Origin of the sequence: Arthrobacter sp. UYCu512 (genome assembly GCF_040547075.1) — a bacterium.
Classification (GTDB): Bacteria; Actinomycetota; Actinomycetes; order Actinomycetales; family Micrococcaceae; genus Arthrobacter.
Genome location: NZ_JBEPPA010000001.1, coordinates 25086 through 45835, shown reverse-complemented (window position 1 = coordinate 45835; position 20750 = coordinate 25086). Strand labels below are relative to the sequence as shown.

Sequence of the window (20750 nt, the reverse complement as noted above, 5' to 3'; positions counted from 1 at the left end):
CCGGAGCCGGCTAGGCCGGCCCGGAGCCGGCTGCCCGCAATGGGTGCGTTCGCTCCCCTCATGTGGCGTCTCCGGGGTCCCCGATGCGCGCCCGTTCCTTGTTCTCGGCCGTGTGAATGGCCCAGGCGGCGTTGATCAGGCCGATATGGCTGAAAGCCTGAGGGAAGTTGCCGAGCAGCTCGTTGCTGTCCGGGGAAACTTCTTCGGCCATCAGACCCAGATCGGTGGCAAAGCCGGAGGCCCGTTCAAAAACGGCGCGGGCACGTCCGGTCTGTCCGGCCAACGCCAGTGCGTGCGCCAGCCAGAAAGTACAGAGCAGGAACGTGCCTTCCTCACCGGACAGCCCGTCGTCCCCCTGGTAGCGGTACACCAGACCGCGGCTGTCGGTGAGCCGTTCATCGATGGCGTTGATGGTGGCCAGCATCCGCGGGTCATCGGCCGGGACAAACCCGACGATGGCCAGCATCAGTGCGGACGCGTCGAGCTCTTCGGAACCGTAAGCCTGGGTGTAGGCGTGGGCGTGGTCGTTCCAGCCGTTCACGCGAATCGAGTCGGCAAGCCGGGCCCGCGCTTGGATCCATTGCGGCACCCGGTCTTCGGCGTCCAGGACCGCGGCGAGGCCGATGGCACGGTCCACGGCGACCCAGCACATCAGCTTCGAGTGCAGGTAATGCCGGGGGGCACCTCGGACCTCCCAGATGCCCTGGTCGGTCGACTGCCACAGTGATGCCGCGGTGTCGGCCGCCCCGGCGAGGAACTTCCGGGTCCCGGGCTCCATCGCGGTGAGGTATTCCGGAAGGGTGGCTGCGGCGTCCAGCAGTTCGCCGTACACATCGAGTTGGCGCTGGTTCCAGGCTCCGTTGCCCACCCGCACCGGGGCACTGTTGCGCCAGCCCGGAAGGTGGGCGAGTTCCTGCTCGGACAAGTCCCGTTCGCCGCCGATGCCGTACATGATCTGCAGCGTCGCGTCGCTGTCCGGCCGGCTGGCAGAGACCGTCGCGAGGAAATGGAAGAACTTTCCGGCCTCATCCGGGCACGCAGCCACCCAGAGCGCCTGCAACGTCATACTCGCATCCCGGATCCAGGTGTAGCGGTAGTCCCAATTCCGGGATCCGCCGGCCACTTCCGGTAATGAGGTCGTCGCTGCGGCCACGATCGCGCCGGTCGGAAAGTAGGTTAGGGCCTGCAGGATCCGGCCGCTGGAAGCCACCAGTTCCTGCCAGGGCCCCTCGTAACTTTGGTGCAGCCGCGACCAGCTTGCCCAGCCCGCCAGCGTGTCCTCAAGCCGCCGCGCGATCTCCTGCGGGTTCCAGAAGGCCGGCAAGCCGGCGCCGGAGTCCTCGTGATGGAGGCCGAACTCCAAAACGTCGCCGGAGCGAAGCACCGGATGCGCCCGGGCAGTACCGTCCACCAGCTCGAAAGGAACGGTGGTGGACAGGGCCAGGATCCGGGTGCCGCCCCGAACAGTGACCCCACCCTCGACCCGGGCCAGCTCCGGCACGTCCCGGCCGTAGTCCGGGCGGGGAGCGAACACCACTTCCATTTCGATCTCCCCGCTGCTGCAGGCCACGTGACGCAGCAGCGTACCCGGCGCCCCGGCACCAAGCTCGTGGCCCCGGATCCCGTCCCCGAGCGCCAATGCGTCGGTGACCGTAACGATTCCCGCGGACGTGGTGTGGGTCGTCTCCAACACCATGGTGGGACCCAGGTAGCGCCGCGTCGAGGAATGCGGCGCAACAGGCCGGATTGACCAGGAACCGGCGGCCTCGCCCAGGATGCGGCCGAAAACGGAAGGGCTGTCGAACCGGGGAAAGCATAGCCAGTCCACCGAACCGTCCCGGCTCACCAGCGCCGCGGAGTTGCAGTCGGAGAGCAAGGCGTAGTTTGCGATCGGTTCGTTGGTCATTGGTGCCCCTGCCTTGTTGCCAACCCTGGCCCGCGGAAAACCGCGGGCGGTTGCCCTTCGTTCTACGACTATAGGCAAGGCCCCGGTCCGGGCTCTGCAAGTGAGGACACATTGCCGGCCGCAAGGCGCCTGGCCACGGACCTAGCCGTGCCGAAGCATCGTGGATTTCCTACTATGCCGAGGCCAGGGCGTCCCACGCGAAACTTGCCAGCCAGTGGCTGGACATAAACTCCTCGGTGCTGACGGAATCCATGCCTGCGGCCAGCAATGGCATCGTCGCGACGTCGAGTACGCGCACGGGCTCAGCCGTTCCCTCCGCTGCCGAGAGCGCTCGGCGGATCCGGATCAGCTGGCCGGCGCGGGTCAGGTTCAACCCGTTGAGGTGTGCCAGATACCCGTCCGACTCATCGGTGACAGTGGCTTTGGCAAGGATCCTGTCATCCGGCGCGAGACCCGGCAGGAACGCTGCAAACCACGCGGCAAAGGCATCCGCGTCGAGCACCCGGGCCATCAGGTCGGCCTCGCTCAAACCGGCGGACAGGAAATCCTGCCCGCTCATTTCCCACTCCCCCGGCCATCCGGCGTCGTCCTTAAACCAGTTCAGTGCCGCTTTCTCACAAACGGCGGCAGCCTGGTCCCTGCCCAGGGTGCGGAAGGCGTCCAGCATCATGCCCAGGCCGAACGCGGCATTGGTATGCAGGCCATGCCGGACCGGGAACTCCGCTTTGGCGGTCCAGCCGGCCACCAGGGAGGCGACAATGTCCACCAGCGGATCCAGGTTCTTGCCCCATTGCCGGATCTGCGCGTCCCGGGAAGAGGCGGCAGCAGCAGCGAGCCGAACCAGCCAGGCCCAACCGTACGGACGCTCCCAGCTGGGGTTCGCCAGCAGGTAAGCACCTTCGACGGCGAGGTTTTCCGCGGTGAGGTTCGCTGCCAGCACCGCCCGGAGGGCGCTGTCACGGCCGGCGTCGAGACCATGCTCCACCAGGACGACGCCGAGCCAGCTCATGTGCACCGAGGAATGCCAGTCGAACGAGGTGTAGAACGCCGGGTGAAGTTCCTGCGGGCTGGCCCGATCCGCCAGGGACGTTTCCACGTGGTGGGAGGCGTAGGGATACTCTCGGGTCAGGTTGTCCAGGACGATGTCCGCGTAGGCCTCGGCGAGGTGGTCCATTTGTTCCGTGGGATTCAGGATCATGCGTGCTCCTTTGAAGGGCAAAGTCAGTTGAAGGCCAGGAAGTACATCAGTGCTGTGTTGGCGCCCAGCAACGGAATTGCCGTGGCGATCTGGGCCCTGATGACTCCGTATTTGTTTTTCATTTCCAATAGCGCCGCCGGGACCAGGTTGAAGTTGGCGGCCATCGGTGTGCAGAGCGTCCCGCAGAAGCCCGCCAGCATGCCGATCGCGAAGATGATCGCTGGATTCCCATGGAAGCCCTGGACCAGGACCGGCCAGCCGATGGCGGCTGTCATGATGGGAAACGCGGCGAAGGCGTTGCCCATCAGCACCGTAAAGAGGAACATCCCAACGGAGTAGACGATCACGGCGGCAATCAGCGAACCCTCCGGAAGTATGCCTTTGGCCAGCGTGCCCACCGCCGTGCCGACGCCGGCTTTGGTGAACAAAATGCCAAGCGTGGAGAGCATCTGCGGCAGCAGTGCTGCCCAGCCGATGGACTCGAGAATGCGGCGCCCTTCGAAAATCGGGGTCAGCTTCTGCTTCGGCCGCAGAATAACGACGGCGACGACGGCAGCCGCGACGGCACCGACGGCCAGTGCCACGAGTGTTGTGTTGGTGGGATCGAAGATGGGTTGTCCACCGATCTTCAGCACCGGAGCGAGCAGCACAATGATCACCGTCACCACCGGCAGGACGAGCGCGGGGATGAAGAGCCTGTTGCCGAACCGGGTGGCGGATACGGCGCGCTCCGCCATGCTCGTGGACCTTGCTTTGCCATCACCAAGGGGTCCCGAACTGGCAAGAGTCACCAGCACCAGCACGGCCACGCCCAGGATCCACGGCGGCGCGGTGCCAGCCTGGACCCAAGTGCCATAGAAGAAGCACACACCCAGCAGTCCCCAAAAAGCCGCACTGCCCCAGCGCTTCGGATGGGTCGTATCGCGGGCAATCAAGAATGCCCAGGCAACAAAAAGAATGCCAATCAGCCAGAAGACAGCTTCAACCTTGATCATGCGTTGCCTCCGACAGTGGCGCTCTGGGCGGTCTTCGCTGCTTGTTGGGTTGCCTGGACGTCCCGGTCCAGCTCGCGGTCGAGCCGCAAGAGACGGAACCCGTGGATCAGGAAGGCGATCACGGCGGACGGGATAGCCCAGATGGCCAACTCAAGCGGCTCCAGGTGGAGCCCGTATGTCGCGTCCACGAAGGTGGTGATCAGCAGGATCGAGCCTACTGCGACAAAAATGTCCTCGCCGAAGAAGACGCCGACGTTGTCTGCGGCAGCGGAGTGGCCCTTGATTTTTTCCCGTACCTTCTCCGGAACCTCGCCGTACCGCCGCAGCGCGGCGCCTTCTGCCATCGGGAAGACCAATGGCCGCACCGTCTGCGCATGGCCGCCGATGCCGGTCAGGCCGAGGGCAGCCGTGGCTTGGCGGACCAGGAGGTACCCCAAAAGGACACGCCCGGCCGTGAGCTTGGCGAGCTTGGAAATCAAGATCTTCGCCTGCTCCTGGAGGCCAAACCGTTCGATGATGCCGATGACGGGAAGGACCACAACAAAAATCGTGACCGACCTGCTGCTGGCGAAGCCGGAACCGAAGGCGTCGAGGATTTGTAGCGGCGTCAGTCCGCCAAGAAGGGCCGTGATGATGCCTGAGGCGGTAACAACAATCAGTGGGTTCATTCGGATGGCAAAGCCGACGATGACCAGCAAAACTCCGATTAGTACGAGCATATCCATCCATCCCCGCATGGATCAGGTCCGCTCTGCGGACGCGAGTAGTTATCGTGGCATGGCCGAGCCGGCCCGTGCCGGGAAGGTGGTCCCCCGCAAAGTGATGCCCATCACCGTGATCCACAGCCTAGGGATTTGTTGAACAATGCGCAAGGCGCCGCCGCGTCCGGCTAATCGGTCATGGCCTCGAGTAGTTGAGCCTCGGCCCGGTCAAGATAGTGGCGCACGAATTCCGCGGCAGCGGCATTGTCCCCGGCGGCCATCAACTCAATCACGTGCGCGTTGTCCGCCACGTAGGGCTCGTGGAATGCCGGATCGGATCCCATCGAGTGGAACACCAGCCGCATTTCCGCCAAGACCTGCTCCATCAACGAATCAAGCCGCTCACTTGCCGCCCGCGCAACCAGGGCCCGGTGGAATTCCTGATTGGCTGCCGCCATCCCGTTGACATCCCCGCTGGAACGGGCCAGCTGGGCCGCGGCGACAATTACCCGCAACTCGTCCAGCGCCGCTGGTTCCTGCCACAGCACGGCTGCAGGTTCAATAAAGCCGCGCACACGGTAAATTTCACGAACGTCTGCCGCGGACGGTCTCGCGACAAAAACTCCGCGGTTGGGAATGCGGGTAATAATATGTTCGGCGTTCAGCGCGGTGAACGCCTCCCGGAGCGTGTTCCGGCTGACACCCAGGGCATCGCCCAGGGCTTCCTCGGATAACTTTGTGCCGGGCGCGAGCTCGCCGGCAGCTATCCGCTGACGCAGTTGGGCTGAGATCCACACACCGGTGTGGGAGTGGGTTGAGCCCTTAGCCATCCGGCGAAGGGAATCCAGTACCGCTTCGAAAGTCATGGTGCTTAGCCTAGTTGGCGGGGGGACACGACCGGCATGCACCAGCGACGGGCGCCCCGGGCGGCTCCGGCATCCTTGGGTAGTCTTGGCGGGCGCGCCTACCGTTCAGTGGCCGCACCCAGGCCCTGCGCCGCGCTCAGCACTTCCGCCAAAGTCGCCATGGAGTTGTCGCCCGGGGTTGTCATCGCCAGCGCACCGTGCGCTGCGCCGATATCGACGGCTTCCTGGACCGGTAGCCCCTGGAGAAGAGCGTAGATGAGTCCGGCGGCGAATCCGTCGCCCCCACCAACCCGGTCGAGGATTTCCAGGTCCTTGCGTTCCGGGGAGACCACAGTTCCTGTCGCTAAGGTGTGGCACATGCCTTGCCAGTCATTACGGCTGGCACTGCTGACCCTGCGGGCGGTGGCGGCCACCATGCGCAGGTTCGGAAACCGGGCCAGGGTCCGGGAGGCGATGGTGCTAAAGCGTTGTTCGCCGTCTTCTGCGGGGACCGGGGGTTCGATAGCCAACCGGTCCAAGAAGTCGGTTTCACCGCCAATGACAATGTCAGCGCTTGCAGTTAGTTGGGTGAAGACGTCGGCGGCACGTTGTTCTCCACCGTGGTCCGCCCAGAGACTGGGCCGGTAATTGAGATCGACGGAAACGACGGTGCCGTGGGCCCGGGCAGCTGCCATGGCGGCAACCGCCGTCGCACAGGCGTTGTAGGACAGGCCGGCGAATATGCCTCCGGTGTGGAACCAACGGACACCTCGAACACCGAAGAGGTCGGCAAAGTCCACGTCGTCGGGACCGAGCCGGGAAGCCGCCGTATTTCCGCGGTCGGAGACACCGCGCGCGCCCCGGATGCCGAAGCCTCGCTCGGTAAAGTTCAGCCCGTTGCGCGCTGCGCGACCCGTCCCGTCATCGGGTACCCAGTTAATCAGCGATGTATCTACCCCGCCTGCGCGGGCCAGGCCTTCTATAAGGCGCCCGATGTCATTGTCAGCAAGTGCCGACACAGCAGCCGTCCGTAGGCCGAAGACTTGGCTGAGCGCCCGGATGGCGTTGTACTCCCCACCTCCCTCCCAGACGTCGAAGTGGCGTGCGGTGCGGATCCGCCCGCTTCCAGGGTCCAGCCGCAGCATGATTTCCCCGAGGGCCACCGCGTCGTAGGCGGCGTCGGTTTTGATGTTCAGCAGCATCAGGACGGTACCGCCTTCTTGCGTTGGTGCCCGGCCAGGTGACCCATTGTTTCTGCGCAGAGCCGAGCCACTTCGTCAAAGTCGCCTGCGCGAATCGCGGCCCGGGGGACCATCCAGCTGCCACCGGCAGCGAACACCGCCGGGTGGTCCAGGTATGTGGTGACATTTTCCGGAGTCAGTCCGCCGCTGGGCATAAACCGCATTTCGGGGAACGGACCGGCCAGGGCCGTAAGCATAGGCAGCCCGCCAGCCAATTCGGCGGGAAAGAGCTTCACATGCCGCAGACCAGCGGCCGCTGCTGCCTGCAGTTCGGAGGCGGTGGCTATCCCTGGAATGGGCGTAAGGCCATGTTCGCGGCAGCGGGCCAGGACGTCTGCGCCGAGTCCGGGGCTGACGATGAACTTCGCCCCGGCATCAGCGGCGAGATCAACGCCCGCGGCAGTCAGCACTGTGCCTGCACCGAGAAGAATGTCGGTGCGGCGGCGCAGGGTTGCGAGCGCCTCCAGCCCTGCCGGAGTTCGGAATGTGATTTCGGCGCACGGAATGCCGCCTTGGACCAGCGCATCGGCAAGCTCGTGGGCCCGGGACGCGTCATCAAGGACGACCACTGGAACAATTCCGATCACGGCAAGTGTTTCCGTGACTGAAGCACTCGCTGTCATCGCCCCAGCCACCCGCCGTCGACCGGCAGTACCGTCCCGCAGACGTAGTCCGATGCAGGGCTGGAGAGGAACACAACGGCCCCGGCCATATCTTCGGCGGCGCCCCAGCGCCCGGCAGGTATCCGGTCCAGGATTGCCTGGGACCGGGCAGGGTCATTACGCAGGGCCTCGGTGTTGTCCGTGGCAATGTATCCGGGGGCGATGGCGTTGACGTTGATGCCGTGGACAGCCCACTCGTTGGACAGGGCCTTTGTCAGCCCTGCAATACCGGATTTGGCCGCCGTATAGCCCGGCACGTTGATGCCGCCCTGGAAACTGAGCAGCGATGCCGTAAAGACCATCTTTCCACCGGCACCGCGGGCGATCATGGCCTTACCAACCTCGCGGCTGAGAACAAACTGGGAGGACAGATTCACCTGGAGAACGTGGTCCCAAAGTTCGTCCGAATGCTCAGACGCGGGGGCTCGTTCGATTGTGCCGGCGTTATTAATAAGGATGTCCACCGGCCGTTCCATTGCCACGAGGTCGGCAGCTAGAACGCGGACAGCATCACGGTCGGCGAAGTCCACCGTCTTGGCGGTGAAAGATCGACCGAGCGATTCGACCGCGCGTGCCACCCCACTGCCGACCGGTTCCAGGGTGGCACTGACCCCGATAATATCGGCTCCCGCGGCGGCCAGGGCCTCCGCTATCGCCCTCCCCAGGCCGCGCTTGGCGCCGGTGACGACAGCGAGCTTTCCGGTCAGGTCAAAAGCCGACGCGTTCACGCCGGCACCGCCTGGCAGTCGATGAGGATCTTCATGGCGTCCCCGGATGCAAGCTGGCTGAACGCCTCCGCGGTCCTTGCCAGCGGCACGATACCGGTGATCAGCTGGTCGGCAGGGATAACCCCGTCCGCCAGCAGCCCCACCGCCGTTTCGAAGTCTCGGCGTTCGTAGACCCTGGCGCCCAGGATCGTCAGCTCCCGCCAGAACACACGCTGCAGGTCAAGTGGCCGGGGCTGCGGGTGGATGGCTACGACAACGAGCCGGCCCCGGACTTTTGCAAGCGCCGTCGCGCCCAGGACCGCCGCAGCCGCACCGGAGACCTCAAAGACCACATCGGCGCCGGCCCCGCCCGTCCAGGCATTCACCCATTCGCCCTGGTCCTGGGTCCGCGGGTCCAGTACTTCGAATCCCAGCTCTTTGATCATGGCTCGGCGGTCGGCATCGAGTTCCAGCACCACCACGGATGCGCCGGCATGCCGCGCGGTGACGGCGATGAGAACACCAATGGGCCCGCCGCCGATGACCACTGCCTTCTCACCGGGCTCCAGCGCTGCCCGGCGGACATCGTGGACCGCTACAGCGACAGGTTCGACAAGGGCGGCGTGATCCAGGCGCAGCGAGGACGGCAGACGGACGAGGACATCCTCCGCAACATTCCAATATTTCTGCAGCGCGCCGGGGGAATCGATACCGATAAAGTTCAGATTCTGACAGATATGTTGATGTCCGGCCCTGCAGGCAGGGCAGTCTCCGCACCAGTCCAAGGGCATGACCGTCACGGCCTCACCAATCTTCCATCCGTTGACGCCTTCACCCAGGGCAGCCACCCGACCGGACATTTCATGCCCGATGACGGCGGGGAGAGTAACCCGGGAGTCCATGTTTCCGTGCAGGACGTGCAGGTCGGTCCCGCAGATTCCGGTGTACGCCACCTCGATCTGGACTTCTCCCGGTTTGGGCGGCTCTTGGATGCTCTTGACAATGTTGATGGTGCTGTTGCCTGTGTACACGGCGGCGGACATATTTTTTCTTCCTTCGGTGGAACTATTTCGGTCCGGGAGACCCGGACCGAAACGGTTGGTTAGTGCTTGGGCCCGGGCCCAAGTCGCGGAGGGTAGGCTCAGACCTCGAGTTCTAGGGCATCCTGAGGCTTCGCGGGGGAATCAGCAGGACCGGCCGTCGGTGCCTTGACGAGGATCAGCGCGATGGCGCCGATCACGGCGAGGCCGGCTGCCAGCCCGAAGGCTGCCGGCCAAGATCCCAGGCCCTGGATTAAGAAGCCCGTCACGATCGGGGCGATGATGCCGGCTAGGTTGGCGCAGAAGTGCACGAATCCCGTGACACCGCCCAGCCGGGACGGGTGTACAAAGTCACGCACGATGGCGAAGAACTGGACGTTGGCCAAGTAGAGGGTCAGCAGCACGATCGAGAACAGACCAACTGCCAGACCCAACGAATTCACTGCTGCGAGCGGAATGCAGAGCAGGCCGCTGAGTCCCAGGAAGAACCCCGTCATCCACTTCCGGACACGGAACGGAGCCCCTGAACGGCGGGCCAGCCGGTCCGAAAGTATCCCGCCCAGCGCCGTGCCGACGGACCCTGCCACCCAGGGCAGAGCCGCAGCCCACGCGAGACTGGAGAGGTTGATGTGCTGGGTCTGGACCAAGAACAGGGGATACCAGGAAAGGAACATGAACAGCAGCCAGCTGAAGCCGAAAAAGGCGATGGAGTTGGCAATCACTGCCGGCTGGCGAAGGTAGAAGCGCAGCGGCGGGACGTGTTCGGTGTTTAGTTCCCGGGCCGACGCGTCGTCGGTAGTGATGAGGGCCAGTTCTTCACGGGTAATCCTCGGGTGATCTGCGGGCTTGTCCCTGATAAGCCAATACCAGAGCGCCGCGATAATGAGCCCCACCGCTCCGAGGACAAGGAACGGGATCCGCCAGTTATTGTTCGAGAGGGCCAGCAGCCCTGCGACGAGGGGAATTCCAACAGCTGCACCCAATGGGTTTGCCGCGAAGGTCAAGCCCATTGCCGTGGCATATTCCTTTTTAGGAAACCAGTTCGTCATGGTCCGTGCCGTGACGGACCCCTGCGGACCTTCACCAAGTCCGAACAGCAGGCGCTGGATAAAGAAAGTGGCGAAGTTGAAACAGAGGGCAGTCAGTGCGATACACAATGACCACCACGCCGCGGCGACGGCCATCGTTTTGCGGGGACCAAATTTGTCCGCCAGCGCACCGCCGGCGAAGCAAGCCGGTGCATACGTGAAAGCGAAAGCGCCCAAAATGATACCCATGGTCCCGGTGCTGAACCCGAACTCATTGATGATTAGCGGTGCAGCAACACCCAGGGCTGCCCGGTCGCCGTAGTTGAGCATGAGCACACCGGCGTTGGCGCCCAGGACCCGCCAGCGGATTCCCTTCACGGATCGGTCAGCCTGCTCGTGGGTAGCAGTCGTTTTCTGGTTCAAAGTCATGAATGGAGTCCTTCCAGGGCAGCAAAGTCCAAATCCACGCCGTGGCCGGGGCGTTCCGGGGCAATAGCAAATCCGTCTTGAATGAGCAACGGATGGGTGATGTAGGCGTCCAGGCCGAAACCGTGTGCCTCCATATAGGAGCGGTTGGGGGCGGCTGCCAAAGCGTGGACTGTCAGGTCGTGCACACCATGGGAGGTTACCGGCAGGTTGTGCGCCTCGGCGAGGGAACAAATTTTTCGAAAAGTCGTGTAACCGCCGCAGTTACTCACATCGGGTTCCGGGAAGGAGAGGGCACCGGCTGTGATGGCCTGTTGAAATTCATAAAGAGTGTGCAAATTTTCGCCGCCGGCGATCGGTTGCCCGCCGTCACGAAGGATGCGGGCGTAACCCGCCACATCGTCGGGAATTGTGGGTTCTTCAATCCAAACTAGGTTAAATTCCGCGAGTGCCCGGGCGGCCCGGATGGCTTCGTCTGCGCTCCACTTCATGTTCGCGTCCACCATCAGCGGGAAGTTATCGCCCAGGTGCGACCGCATGGCAGCGACCCGCTCGAGGTCGTCCTTCAGGACCGGCCGTCCGACCTTCATCTTGATCGCCCGGAACCCCTGCGCCTGAAAACTGTCGGATTGTGCCAGCAGCTCCTGCGTGGTGAGCTCGAGGTCGATGCCGCCGGCATAGACCGGGACCCTCGGGTCAAACCCGCCAAAGAGCCGCCAGAGCGGCTGACCCAGCCGGCGTCCTTTCAAGTCCCACAGTGCGATGTCGATGGCCGAGATGGCCGAGGTAGCGTGTCCGCCGCGGCCGGCGTAGTGCAGTGTCCACCACAGGTCCTGCCATATCTTTTCGGTGTATTCCGGATCGCGGCCCTGAAGCTTGGGCGCCAGATAGCGCTCGATCATCACCGCGACGGCAGCTCCGCCGTCATTGACGGTGTAGGTGTAGCCCAATCCGACGGCCCCGTCACTGTCCGTGATCCGGACCGTGATCAGCTCAAAATCCACCATAAGTCCGTGCGTGCTGTCTGTGAGCGCCTGCGCCAGCGGAATTCGGTACAAGCCCGTCTGCACATTTTCAATTTTCGCCATAGTTCCTCCTTGAACCGGGGAGCATTGTCCAAAAACCGGGAGATGGCCTAAAACCTCAAGAAAACCGGTTTTCTAGATGCGCTCAAGGTATTATGGGCTGGTTGCTATGTCAAGTGTTTTTTAGAAGGTCGAATTCGGCGGATAGCGCCCAGGCCCCGTCCGGTCCGCTGGATAGCCGCGGCGCGGAGTAGGGTGCAGTGGATCAGGAACTTAGGATCGGGCAGGCAACCCGCTCGCGGCTTGTGGACGTTGCTGAACTCGCGGGCGTCACGAAATCCGTAGCTTCACGCGTCCTGAACAATGACCCGACCCTCTCAGTCCGCAAAGAGACCCGCCTTCGCGTCATCGAATCCGCCTCCAGGCTGGGCTACCAACCACACGCCGGCGCCAGGGCTCTTGCCGGATCCAGAACGCGGGCTCTAGCGCTCCTGATCCCTGACCTGACTAACCCCGTATATTCGAGAATTACCCGCGGGGCTTACCAGCAGGCCCGCCTCCGGGGATACGCATTGCTGCTCGCCGAAGATTCCGAAGACGATGGTGTCGACGAAACTTTTGCCGATCTCGTCGCATCGGGCCGGGTGGACGGCCTGCTGATAGCCTCGGCCCGACCGGACCACCCCCTCCTGCGCATTTTGCCCGAAACCGACATATCTCATGTCTTTGTCAATCGGCCGGTTGAAGGCTCCGGCAGGAATGTGACTATGGACTTCGAGGCATCCAGCGCCTGCGCCGTGGAGCACTTGAGGAAACTCGGACATCGACGAATCGGCCACGTATCCGGACCAGCAGCCCTGGCGCCATCCCAACTCAGACGAGACGGCTTCCTCTCAGCTGCCCGCAGCGCAAAGCTTCCCCATCCCGCGGTCGAGTCAGGTGAGTTCAATGAAAAGGGCGGCTACACAGCAACACGTCGCCTTCTTGCCGGGCACCCGGAGATTACCGGCATTTTCACCAGCACCCTCAACCAAGCCATCGGCGCGCTTCACGCGCTGCGTGAGGCGCATGTATCGGTTCCCGGACAGATGTCAGTCATCTCCTACGACGACCTCCCCCTCGCCGGATACCTCGATCCACCCCTAACGACCATCGCGATGCCACTGGACGAACTGGGCCGGGCCTCTGTCGATGCCGTCTGCGCCCAACTCGACGGCGAAAAGCCGCAGAACATTTACGTCCCCACCGCCCCGCAAGTTGTTGTGCGCCAGTCCACAAGCAGCTTGGCAACTTAGGCGCACCCGACCGGACCCGGTCTCCGGCAGGAAGTGACCGTGAATGCGAACACTGGGCCTCGCGACCTCTGGCCGCCTTTGCATGGCCGCCGTTTAGGACGGAAGTCCACCCGGGTGACGCCCGGCATGCCACCGCCGTCGCAGGGGCATTAACTTGGCCATTGCACGATCGAGCGTGGTGATGTACTTTGTAGAAAACCGGTTTTCTTCGGAAGTTGACATTATCGGCTGCGCATTCAGCGCCGACGCGCAGTCTTCTGCAAAATTTGCACTGCAGACATTTTGGTACAACGCCCGCTTGTCATAGGAGACAGAGAATGAGCACGCAAGAAATCCAAAAGACAATAGCACTGTCATGTGAAGCAGGCATCGCTACAATCTCGTTGTCCAGACCTCCCGTAAATGCTTACAATGCGGCCATGCTGGAGGAACTCCTGGAAATCTTGAAGTCGATTGAATCCAGTAGTGACATACGTGTAGTAGTCCTGGAAAGTGCGATCGAGGGATATTTCTCTGCCGGTGCTGACGTTAATGAATTTGCGTCAAACACGAGGGCCGAAAACTTGGCTGTCGTAGAAATGGCACGAGCAGTGACTCTCGCTATTTCCAACAGCAGCAAACCGTATATCGGCGCCATCGCCGGACACGCACTCGGGGGGGGCCTTGAACTGGCGCTCGCTTGCGATATGCGGATCGGCCTTGACGGTACCCAAAGAATTGGCCTGCCCGAGGTTAAACTCGGGCTGATGCCGGGCAACGGCGGCGTTCAGAGGCTGACCCGCGTCGTCGGCCCGAGTCGGGCCGTGGAACTTTGCATGATGGGCGGGAGCATTACCCCGAAACAAGCGGAGACTTGGGGACTTTTCAATCAGCTTTTGTCTTCAGCCGAGTTCCAAAAGGGTGTGAACGTGATAGCAACCACTTTGGCTGCCAGCGCCCCATTGGCTCTTACTGCCGTAAAAAAGTGCGTCGCCCACGGCGTAGCTCAAGAGATTAGTGCTGCGCTCCAAACGGAAAGCTTGTTTGGGGACACACTTTATGAAACTGACGATGCCCGGGAGGGGCTTACAGCATTCGCAGAACGAAGAATCCCGCGCTTTACTGGCAGTTGAAGGCGCAACCCATCCCAGGAGGGCCGCGAGACCCTCCTGCAGCGTTCAACCCAACGGGGTCCGGCAGAGGCTAGCGATCCCTCCCGACCATAACCACTTTCCGGCCCGGGTCATTAACCCGAAGGTATTCGAAGAAGATGAATTGGAGCTATTTTGCGTGAAACACTTGACCTTCCGCTGGAAGGAATTGTTGTGCTTGATTTCAGTCAATTTCTTGCTGGCCCTGTTGCGGCCCTCCGCCTGGCCGACCTAGGCGCAAGGGTTATAAAAATCGAACGGCCCGAAACAGGAGACATCGGCCGCACGCTGGCATTTGCCGGACGGACAGCAGACGGAGACACGGTGTCATTCCATGCAATGAACCGCAACAAGGAAAGCTATACAGCTGATTTGAAAGATTCGACCGACTTGGCGGTTGTTCGGAAACTGATTACTCAGGCGGACGTCATTATCCAGAACTTCCGCCCAGGTGTCATGGAGCGAATCGGCCTCGACTACGAGTCCGTCAGCGAGCTGAATCCCCGTATTGTCTACGCAAGTGCGACTGGCTACGGAAATCACGGACCGTGGAAGGACCGCCCCGGACAGGATCTGCTCGCGCAGTCCATCTCCGGTATTCCTTGGCTTAGCGGGAGCTCCGAGGATGGACCCGTGCCCGTCGGGATCTCCATAGCCGACCACCTCATGAGCTGTCATATCGCCCAAGGGGTGACCGCGCTACTTCTTCGTCGGGAACGGACCGGCAGAGGCGGCCACGTCGAAACGAGCCTGCTCGAAGGTCTCTTGGACTTGCAGTTCGAGTTGCTGAGCACTCATTTAAACGATTCCACTGTCACCGTCGAGCGCAGAGGCAAGAATTCAGCGAACGCTTTCTTGGCTGCACCCTATGGCACGTACCTCACGAAAGATGGATTCATCGCGCTTGCCATGAATCCGATAGCAAAACTGGGCGCCCTCCTAAACGTGACGGCACTTGAAGAGCTGACCGATCCTGCGGCTGCGTGGCAGCAGGAACCCGAGATCGCTAAGATCCTCGCCGCCACGTTCCTTCATGAATCAACCGACCACTGGCTTGAGTTGCTTGATGCTGCGGATGTCTGGTGCGCTCCAGTTCTGACGCTCGAAGAGCTGGTCGCCCACGACGGGTTTGCAGCCATCAACATGACGCAGCAGGTCTCGCGTAAGGCATCAGTCACACAGAGCGGAGAAGACTTCTCTCTGCTGACCACACGGAGTCCAATCCGCGTCGACGGTCAGATTATTAACTGTAATAGGCCGGCTCCGAAGTTGGGCCAGCACAATGAAACGCTCAAGGGGGGAGTCCTATGACCACGCGGCTTCGGGGAATGACCTGGGAACATGCCCGAGGATACGATTGCATGGTCAGCGCGTCCGAGATGTACGCGAAAACAGCGGGCGTTGTTGTTGACTGGCAATATCGGTCCCTCCAGTCATTCGCCGATGCGCCGCTGGAGGAACTTTCACGACACTTTGATCTGTTGGTCATCGATCACCCACATATTCCATTGGCAGCCAGTCAAGGGGCACTTGCCCGTTTGGACGGGGCGGGATTCGATGAGGAGCTTTCAAGGCTTGCCGCCCAGTCAGCGGGGGCCTCCCACTCAAGTTATGAGTACGGAGGCCATCAGTATGGACTTGCAAGTGATGCCGCAACACAAGTGGCAGTTCGTCGACCCGATCTCCTCAGGGATGCCCCTGATGATTGGGAAGCCGTGATGAGGTTGGCAAAACAGGGGAAGGTCCTGTGGGCGGCAAAGCCCATTGACTCGTATTCAAGCCTTATCACCATCGCCGCCAACAACGGCGCTCCTGCGTTTGCTACACCTGGAACCTTTCTTCGTCCGGACGACGGATTCGAAGCGCTGGATCGTATGCACGAACTCGCGGCCCTCGTTCCGGAATTTTGTTTCGAGGCCAATCCAATAGATGTCGCAGAGGCGATGTGCCGGAGCGATGAATGGTGCTATTCGCCGCTGGCATTTGGGTATACAAACTACTCCCGTCGGGGATACCGGGAAGTACGGCTCGCATACTCGGACATTCCTGCAGGTCGCGAAGGTGTCCGGGGTTCACTCCTTGGTGGCGCGGGCATCGCCGTTTCAGCGTACAGCAGCTATGCGGACGAGGCTCGTGCCTTTGCGTTCTGGGTATCGTCCGCCGATACCCAGAACGGAGTCTACTTCCGGTCAGGTGGTCAACCCGGGAATTCCTCCGCGTGGGACAACGAAGAATTAAATTCGCAGACACTGGACTTCTTCAAAGGAACGAAATCAACGATGGAAGGCGCCTACATGCGTCCACGGCTGCCCGCGTATGTCGCTTTCCAGGACACCGTCTCGCCGTGGGTGACGCAGGCGCTCCGAGGAGAAATTTCAGATCAACAACTCATCACATCAATGAACATGGAAGCAGCGAGAATGAGCGATAGCCGTTAGGGCGATGCTTCCGGGCCGCCAGCAGTGGGGTTTCTCAGGTTGAACGCACGCAAGTCGACAAATCAAGATGAAGGGGAACCCATTTCGGCTTCCCCTTCATCTGTCACTTGGGTGAGGTCCATGGCTACCTCACCCAAAGGCGGCAAGCATCAGGGAAGGGCGAGGCAGCGCACCGCACCGCACCGCACCGCACCGCAAGGTGAAGGTAGGTTCCAGCCCCCTCGATTAACCAGCCGGCGCGGATCGCGCTGGCCGATTCGCCGGTTTGCCACTCGGCAATTAGGCCCCGCGTCGCTAATCAGCCCGGGCATCTGGCCGGTTAGAGTGGTGTGCATGACGCTGGGGGACACGGCCACCGAGCCGCTGGTACACATCAAAGATTTTAGGATGGATTTCGGGGACACTACGGTCATCAAAGACCTCTCCTTCGATGTCCGCGCCGGGGAAACTTTTGGCTTCCTGGGCAGCAACGGATCCGGTAAGACCACCACCTTGCGGGCCCTGCTGGGGATTTACCAGCCGACGGCGGGGACGCTCCACATCGGTGGCAGGCCGTTCACCCCCGAAGACGGGGCCCGGCTCGGTTATCTGCCCGAAGAGCGCGGCCTGTACAAAAAAGAGTCCGTCATGGACGTTATGGTCTACTTTGGCCAGCTCAAAGGCCTGGACAAAACGCACGCCAAGGCCTGGTCCCGGGAGTACCTGGACCGGGTTGAACTTGCCGACAAGGCCGGTATGCGGCTGGACAAGCTCTCTGGCGGCCAGCAGCAAAAAATCCAGCTCGGTGTGACAATCATGAACCAGCCCGAGCTGCTGATCCTGGACGAACCGACTAAGGGGTTTGACCCGGTAAACCGGAACCTGCTGATGGACATCATCGAGGAACAGAAGCTCGCCGGTGCGACGGTCATTATGGTGACCCACCAAATGGAAGAAGTCGAACGGCTATGCCAGCGGGTTATCCTGCTCAAGGACGGTACCGCACGCGCCTACGGCACCGTCGCGGAAGTTCAGGACGAATTCGGCGGGACCCATTACCGGCTCTCCTACAACGGCACCCTGCCGCCGTCGGCCCTGTTCGACGTCGTATCCGACACCGGGTCCGACGCCGAACTCTCCCCCCGCCCCGGCGGCGACGAAGCCGCCGTGTTGCGCGAGCTGATCGGCCGGGGTGTGGCCGTGCGGTCCTTCACGACGGCGCGAACGTCGCTGGACGAAGTCTTCATTAAGGTCTACGGCGAGAACCACAACATGGCGGAGGCCTGAACCCCATGGCAGGACAATCCCCAAAGCAGCGAACCACCCCGGCGCCCGTCAGCCCGAAACGGCCGTTCGCCAGGCATAACCTGGGCACCGTTGTCGGTTTCGAATTCAACCGCACCATGAAAAAGCGCGGCTTCTGGATCGCGACCCTGGCCATCCCCGTGGTGCTGGCAATCGTGTTCGCACTGGTCTACCTGAGCAATACCTCCACGGCCGCCAGCGAAGACGCGCAGCGGAACGCCACCGTGGCCTTCACCTACACAGACGACTCCGGACTCATTGCCCCGGACATAGCCACCGCCATGGGTGGCAGGGCCGAGGCGGACCCGGACAAGGCCCTGCAAAACGTCAAGAGCGGGGTGTCGGAGGCGTACTTCGCCTACCCTGCGCAGCCGGCCACCGAGCCGGTAAAGGTCTATGGCACCGACCAAGGAATTTTCGAAAACGGTAAATACGACGCCGTTGCCAAACAGCTCCTGACCGCCTCGGCCCAGGGGGCAGTGGGCTCCCCGCAACTAACCGCCGCGGCCAGCGGCAATGTAAAAACCGAAACACAAACCTTCAAGAACGGCCAGCCAACCGGCGGCTTCGGCTCCGCGATCCCGCCGCTGATGTTCCTGCTGATCTTTTACATCTCCATCATTCTGCTCTCCAACCAGATGCTCAACAGCACATTGGAAGAAAAGGAGAACCGGGTCACTGAGATGATCCTGACAACGCTGAACCCCACCACCTTGATCATTGGCAAAGTCATTGCCCTGTTTATGGTGGGCCTGGTCCAGATTTTGGTCTTCCTTACGCCAATCGCCACCGGCTACCTCTTCTTCCGCGACAAACTTGCCCTCCCGGACCTGGATCTGTCCAGCATTTCATTTGAACCCGGAACCATTATTGTTGGCGCACTGCTCCTGGTGGGCGGCTTCACTGTTTTTACCGGCGTCCTGGTCGCGATCGGCGCGATCATGCCTACCGCCAAGGATGCCGGCACCATCTTCGGGCCGCTTATGGCGCTGATTTTCATCCCGTTCTATGCGATCAGCCTGATCATCTCCGATCCGGGCGCGGTCATCGTGCAGATCTTCACCTACTTCCCGCTTTCAGCGCCGGTCACCGCCATGCTCCGCAACGCTTTTGGCACCCTCAGCCCCGCAGAATCCGTGATCGTTATTGCCGAGCTCTACATCACCGGCTTCCTCATCCTCCGCCTTGCGGTCCACTTGTTCCGCTACGGATCCATCCAGTACTCGGGCAAGCTCTCCATTGCAGGGACCTTCCGCAAACGCAGGACATCCGACGGAAAATGACTCAGACCCGCCGGAGGGCCGATTGTTATGCCACCTGGGCCCGTCCGGCACGCGAGGAAACAGGTTTCGCGAGCTGCGCCGCTAGGCGGGTTCGAGCTGCGTCCTGAGCCGGTTCAGGCCGTCCCTGATCCTGGACTTGATGGTGGAAAGGGGCACCTTCAGCTCCTCAGCGATTTCCCGGTAGCTGAGCGCTCCGAAGTAGGCGAGGACGATCGATTCACGCTGAAGGGCTGAGAGGCAGGCCAGCGACGCGATGAGGAACCGGGCGTCCATCTTCTCCGTCACAGCCTCGAGGACCACGTCGTAGGCGCCGGGCGCACTCGTGGCCCAGCGGTGATCGCGGTTGCGGCTGCTCTGACTGGACCGGACCTTGTCAACGGCCCGCCGGTGCGCAATGGTCATCAACCACGCTGTCGGGGTCCCCATGGCCGGTTGGTACTTCGCCGCGTCCTGCCAGACCACAAGGAACACCTCCTGGACCACCTCTTCGCTGAGCTCACGGTCGACGACCACCCGCTGCACCAGTCCCGAGACCTTGCGGGCGGTTTGACCGTAGAACTCGCTGAATGCCAGGTGATCGCCCTGGGCCGTGCGCAGGAGCAGACTGACAAGGAAGTCCCGGGCCTGTTCGGGCCTCGAAGATACATCTTGCTCTAAAAGATTCATGGCGCCTTCAGGTATCGGCCCGGCAACGACGAGCGGGATGAGGGGTACGCGCAGACCGCTGGCCATAACGCCCTGCTCTCGGCACTGACAGTCACAACAAGCCCGGCCCGGAATGCTCCGGACCGATGAAGAACGCTCGTTCTCACGTCATAGGGTTTACCATAGAGAACGATCGTTATCTAGGCAAGCGGCGCGCCCGAGGAGGTAGTTGCGATGACCACAACAGAACGCGGGCGGCCCGCCCAGCGGGCTGCGGAACGACCGGACGATGACGCATCCCGGGAGAAAGTAATTGCCGCCGCCGCAGTGCTTTTTTATGCCCGGGGCTTTACTGCCGTGGGAATGGACGAACTCCGGACCGAATCGGGCGTCCCGCTCAAGCGCCTTTACCGCTTGTTTCCGTCCAAGGAAGCCATTGTGGAAGAAGTCCTGTTCGCCTGGGAGCGTATGTGGACGTCCGGGGTGACGGCGCAGGTTGAATCGACCCAGGCGCCCCGCGAGCGACTGCTGGCTGTCTACGACTTCCTGGCCAGCTGGTTCACTTCCGAGGGATTCCGGGGGTGCGCCTTTATCAACTCCTTTGGGGAAGTAGGCGGTGCCTCCGGAAATATCACCGACATCGTCAGAAAGCAGAAGAAACACTTCCAGGACTATCTGGCTGAACTGGCGGACGACCTCGGCGCCCCCGCATCGCTGGCCCCGCAACTGGCCATCCTTGCTGAAGGCGCCATCACCACTGCGGCAATAGCCGCCAGCGCCGAGCCCGCGCGCCAGGCCCGGGCGGCGGCGGAGATCCTGATCGACGTTGCGCTCCAGGACACCCCCCAGCCCGGGGTTTTCATGAGGGTGGGGCCTGTCGGGTGTGTTTAAGCGACGAAAG

General features: G+C 62.1%; 19 protein-coding genes. 7 read left to right on the top strand and 12 right to left on the bottom strand.

Going from position 1 to position 20750, the window contains the following annotated elements; translation table 11 throughout:
- Positions 1-58: 58 nt before the first annotated feature.
- The 11 genes from ABIB49_RS00200 to ABIB49_RS00150 all read right to left on the bottom strand — a co-directional run bounded on the left by ABIB49_RS00200 (position 59) and on the right by ABIB49_RS00150 (position 11837).
- Positions 59-1906 carry a glycoside hydrolase family 15 protein gene (locus tag ABIB49_RS00200; protein WP_226773483.1) on the bottom strand — a complete coding sequence of 616 codons (1848 nt, stop codon included), beginning with the start codon at positions 1904-1906 and terminating at the stop codon, positions 59-61.
- A 172-nt stretch (positions 1907-2078) separates the two neighbouring features.
- A complete protein-coding gene (locus tag ABIB49_RS00195; protein WP_226773482.1) occupies positions 2079-3104 on the bottom strand; it encodes a DUF2891 family protein in 1026 nt (341 codons plus the stop codon).
- Positions 3105-3127: 23 nt separating this feature from the next.
- Positions 3128-4099: a DUF979 domain-containing protein gene (locus ABIB49_RS00190; protein ID WP_226773481.1), complete on the bottom strand. Its 972-nt coding sequence runs from the start codon at positions 4097-4099 to the stop codon at positions 3128-3130.
- Positions 4096-4818, bottom strand: a complete 723-nt coding sequence (locus tag ABIB49_RS00185; RefSeq protein ID WP_226773480.1) for a DUF969 domain-containing protein — start codon at positions 4816-4818, stop codon at positions 4096-4098. The genes ABIB49_RS00190 and ABIB49_RS00185 overlap by 4 nt, the downstream gene beginning before the upstream one ends.
- A gap of 170 nt (positions 4819-4988) precedes the next feature.
- Entirely contained in the window at positions 4989-5666 is a 678-nt protein-coding gene (locus tag ABIB49_RS00180) for a GntR family transcriptional regulator (protein ID WP_354156541.1), read from the bottom strand.
- 98 nt (positions 5667-5764) lie between these two features.
- The gene (locus ABIB49_RS00175) at positions 5765-6847 is read right to left on the bottom strand and encodes a sugar kinase (RefSeq protein WP_226773478.1); all 1083 of its coding nucleotides are present in this window, start codon (positions 6845-6847) and stop codon (positions 5765-5767) included.
- Positions 6847-7509 (bottom strand): bifunctional 4-hydroxy-2-oxoglutarate aldolase/2-dehydro-3-deoxy-phosphogluconate aldolase, encoded by a 663-nt coding sequence (gene eda / locus ABIB49_RS00170; protein ID WP_226773477.1) that lies wholly within the window; start codon positions 7507-7509, stop codon positions 6847-6849. Before eda ends, ABIB49_RS00175 begins: the two co-directional genes overlap by 1 nt.
- Positions 7506-8276, bottom strand: coding sequence for an SDR family oxidoreductase (locus tag ABIB49_RS00165; RefSeq protein WP_226773476.1), 771 nt, complete (start codon positions 8274-8276; stop codon positions 7506-7508). Before ABIB49_RS00165 ends, eda begins: the two co-directional genes overlap by 4 nt.
- The gene (locus tag ABIB49_RS00160; RefSeq protein ID WP_226773475.1) at positions 8273-9298 is read right to left on the bottom strand and encodes a zinc-dependent alcohol dehydrogenase; all 1026 of its coding nucleotides are present in this window, start codon (positions 9296-9298) and stop codon (positions 8273-8275) included. Before ABIB49_RS00160 ends, ABIB49_RS00165 begins: the two co-directional genes overlap by 4 nt.
- 98 nt (positions 9299-9396) lie before the next feature.
- A complete protein-coding gene (locus ABIB49_RS00155) occupies positions 9397-10752 on the bottom strand; it encodes an MFS transporter (RefSeq protein ID WP_226773474.1) in 1356 nt (451 codons plus the stop codon).
- Positions 10749-11837 carry a mandelate racemase/muconate lactonizing enzyme family protein gene (locus ABIB49_RS00150; protein ID WP_226773473.1) on the bottom strand — a complete coding sequence of 363 codons (1089 nt, stop codon included), beginning with the start codon at positions 11835-11837 and terminating at the stop codon, positions 10749-10751. The genes ABIB49_RS00155 and ABIB49_RS00150 overlap by 4 nt, the downstream gene beginning before the upstream one ends.
- Positions 11838-12034: 197 nt before the next feature.
- Here ABIB49_RS00150 and ABIB49_RS00145 point away from each other — a divergent pair, with 197 nt between their 5' ends.
- The 6 genes from ABIB49_RS00145 (at position 12035) to ABIB49_RS00120 (ending at position 19204) form a co-directional block, all read left to right on the top strand.
- Positions 12035-13069 (top strand): LacI family DNA-binding transcriptional regulator, encoded by a 1035-nt coding sequence (locus ABIB49_RS00145; RefSeq protein ID WP_226773472.1) that lies wholly within the window; start codon positions 12035-12037, stop codon positions 13067-13069.
- 317 nt (positions 13070-13386) lie between these two features.
- A complete protein-coding gene (locus ABIB49_RS00140) occupies positions 13387-14181 on the top strand; it encodes an enoyl-CoA hydratase/isomerase family protein (RefSeq protein WP_226773471.1) in 795 nt (264 codons plus the stop codon).
- A 153-nt stretch (positions 14182-14334) separates the two neighbouring features.
- Entirely contained in the window at positions 14335-15510 is a 1176-nt protein-coding gene (locus tag ABIB49_RS00135; RefSeq protein WP_354156540.1) for a CaiB/BaiF CoA transferase family protein, read from the top strand.
- A 50-nt stretch (positions 15511-15560) separates the two neighbouring features.
- Positions 15561-16637 (top strand): extracellular solute-binding protein, encoded by a 1077-nt coding sequence (locus ABIB49_RS00130; RefSeq protein ID WP_226773469.1) that lies wholly within the window; start codon positions 15561-15563, stop codon positions 16635-16637.
- A 333-nt stretch (positions 16638-16970) separates the two neighbouring features.
- Positions 16971-17903: an ABC transporter ATP-binding protein gene (locus ABIB49_RS00125; protein WP_226773468.1), complete on the top strand. Its 933-nt coding sequence runs from the start codon at positions 16971-16973 to the stop codon at positions 17901-17903.
- Between the two features lie 5 nt (positions 17904-17908).
- Complete coding sequence (locus tag ABIB49_RS00120) at positions 17909-19204, top strand: ABC transporter permease (protein ID WP_226773467.1); 1296 nt, start codon at positions 17909-17911, stop codon at positions 19202-19204.
- Positions 19205-19285: 81 nt separating this feature from the next.
- Here ABIB49_RS00120 and ABIB49_RS00115 read toward each other — a convergent pair whose 3' ends face one another.
- A complete protein-coding gene (locus ABIB49_RS00115; RefSeq protein WP_226773466.1) occupies positions 19286-19870 on the bottom strand; it encodes a sigma-70 family RNA polymerase sigma factor in 585 nt (194 codons plus the stop codon).
- A 213-nt stretch (positions 19871-20083) separates the two neighbouring features.
- On the opposite strand from ABIB49_RS00115, the gene ABIB49_RS00110 reads away from it, so the two are divergent.
- Complete coding sequence (locus tag ABIB49_RS00110) at positions 20084-20740, top strand: TetR/AcrR family transcriptional regulator (protein ID WP_226773465.1); 657 nt, start codon at positions 20084-20086, stop codon at positions 20738-20740.
- The last annotated feature ends 10 nt before the right edge of the window (positions 20741-20750 follow it).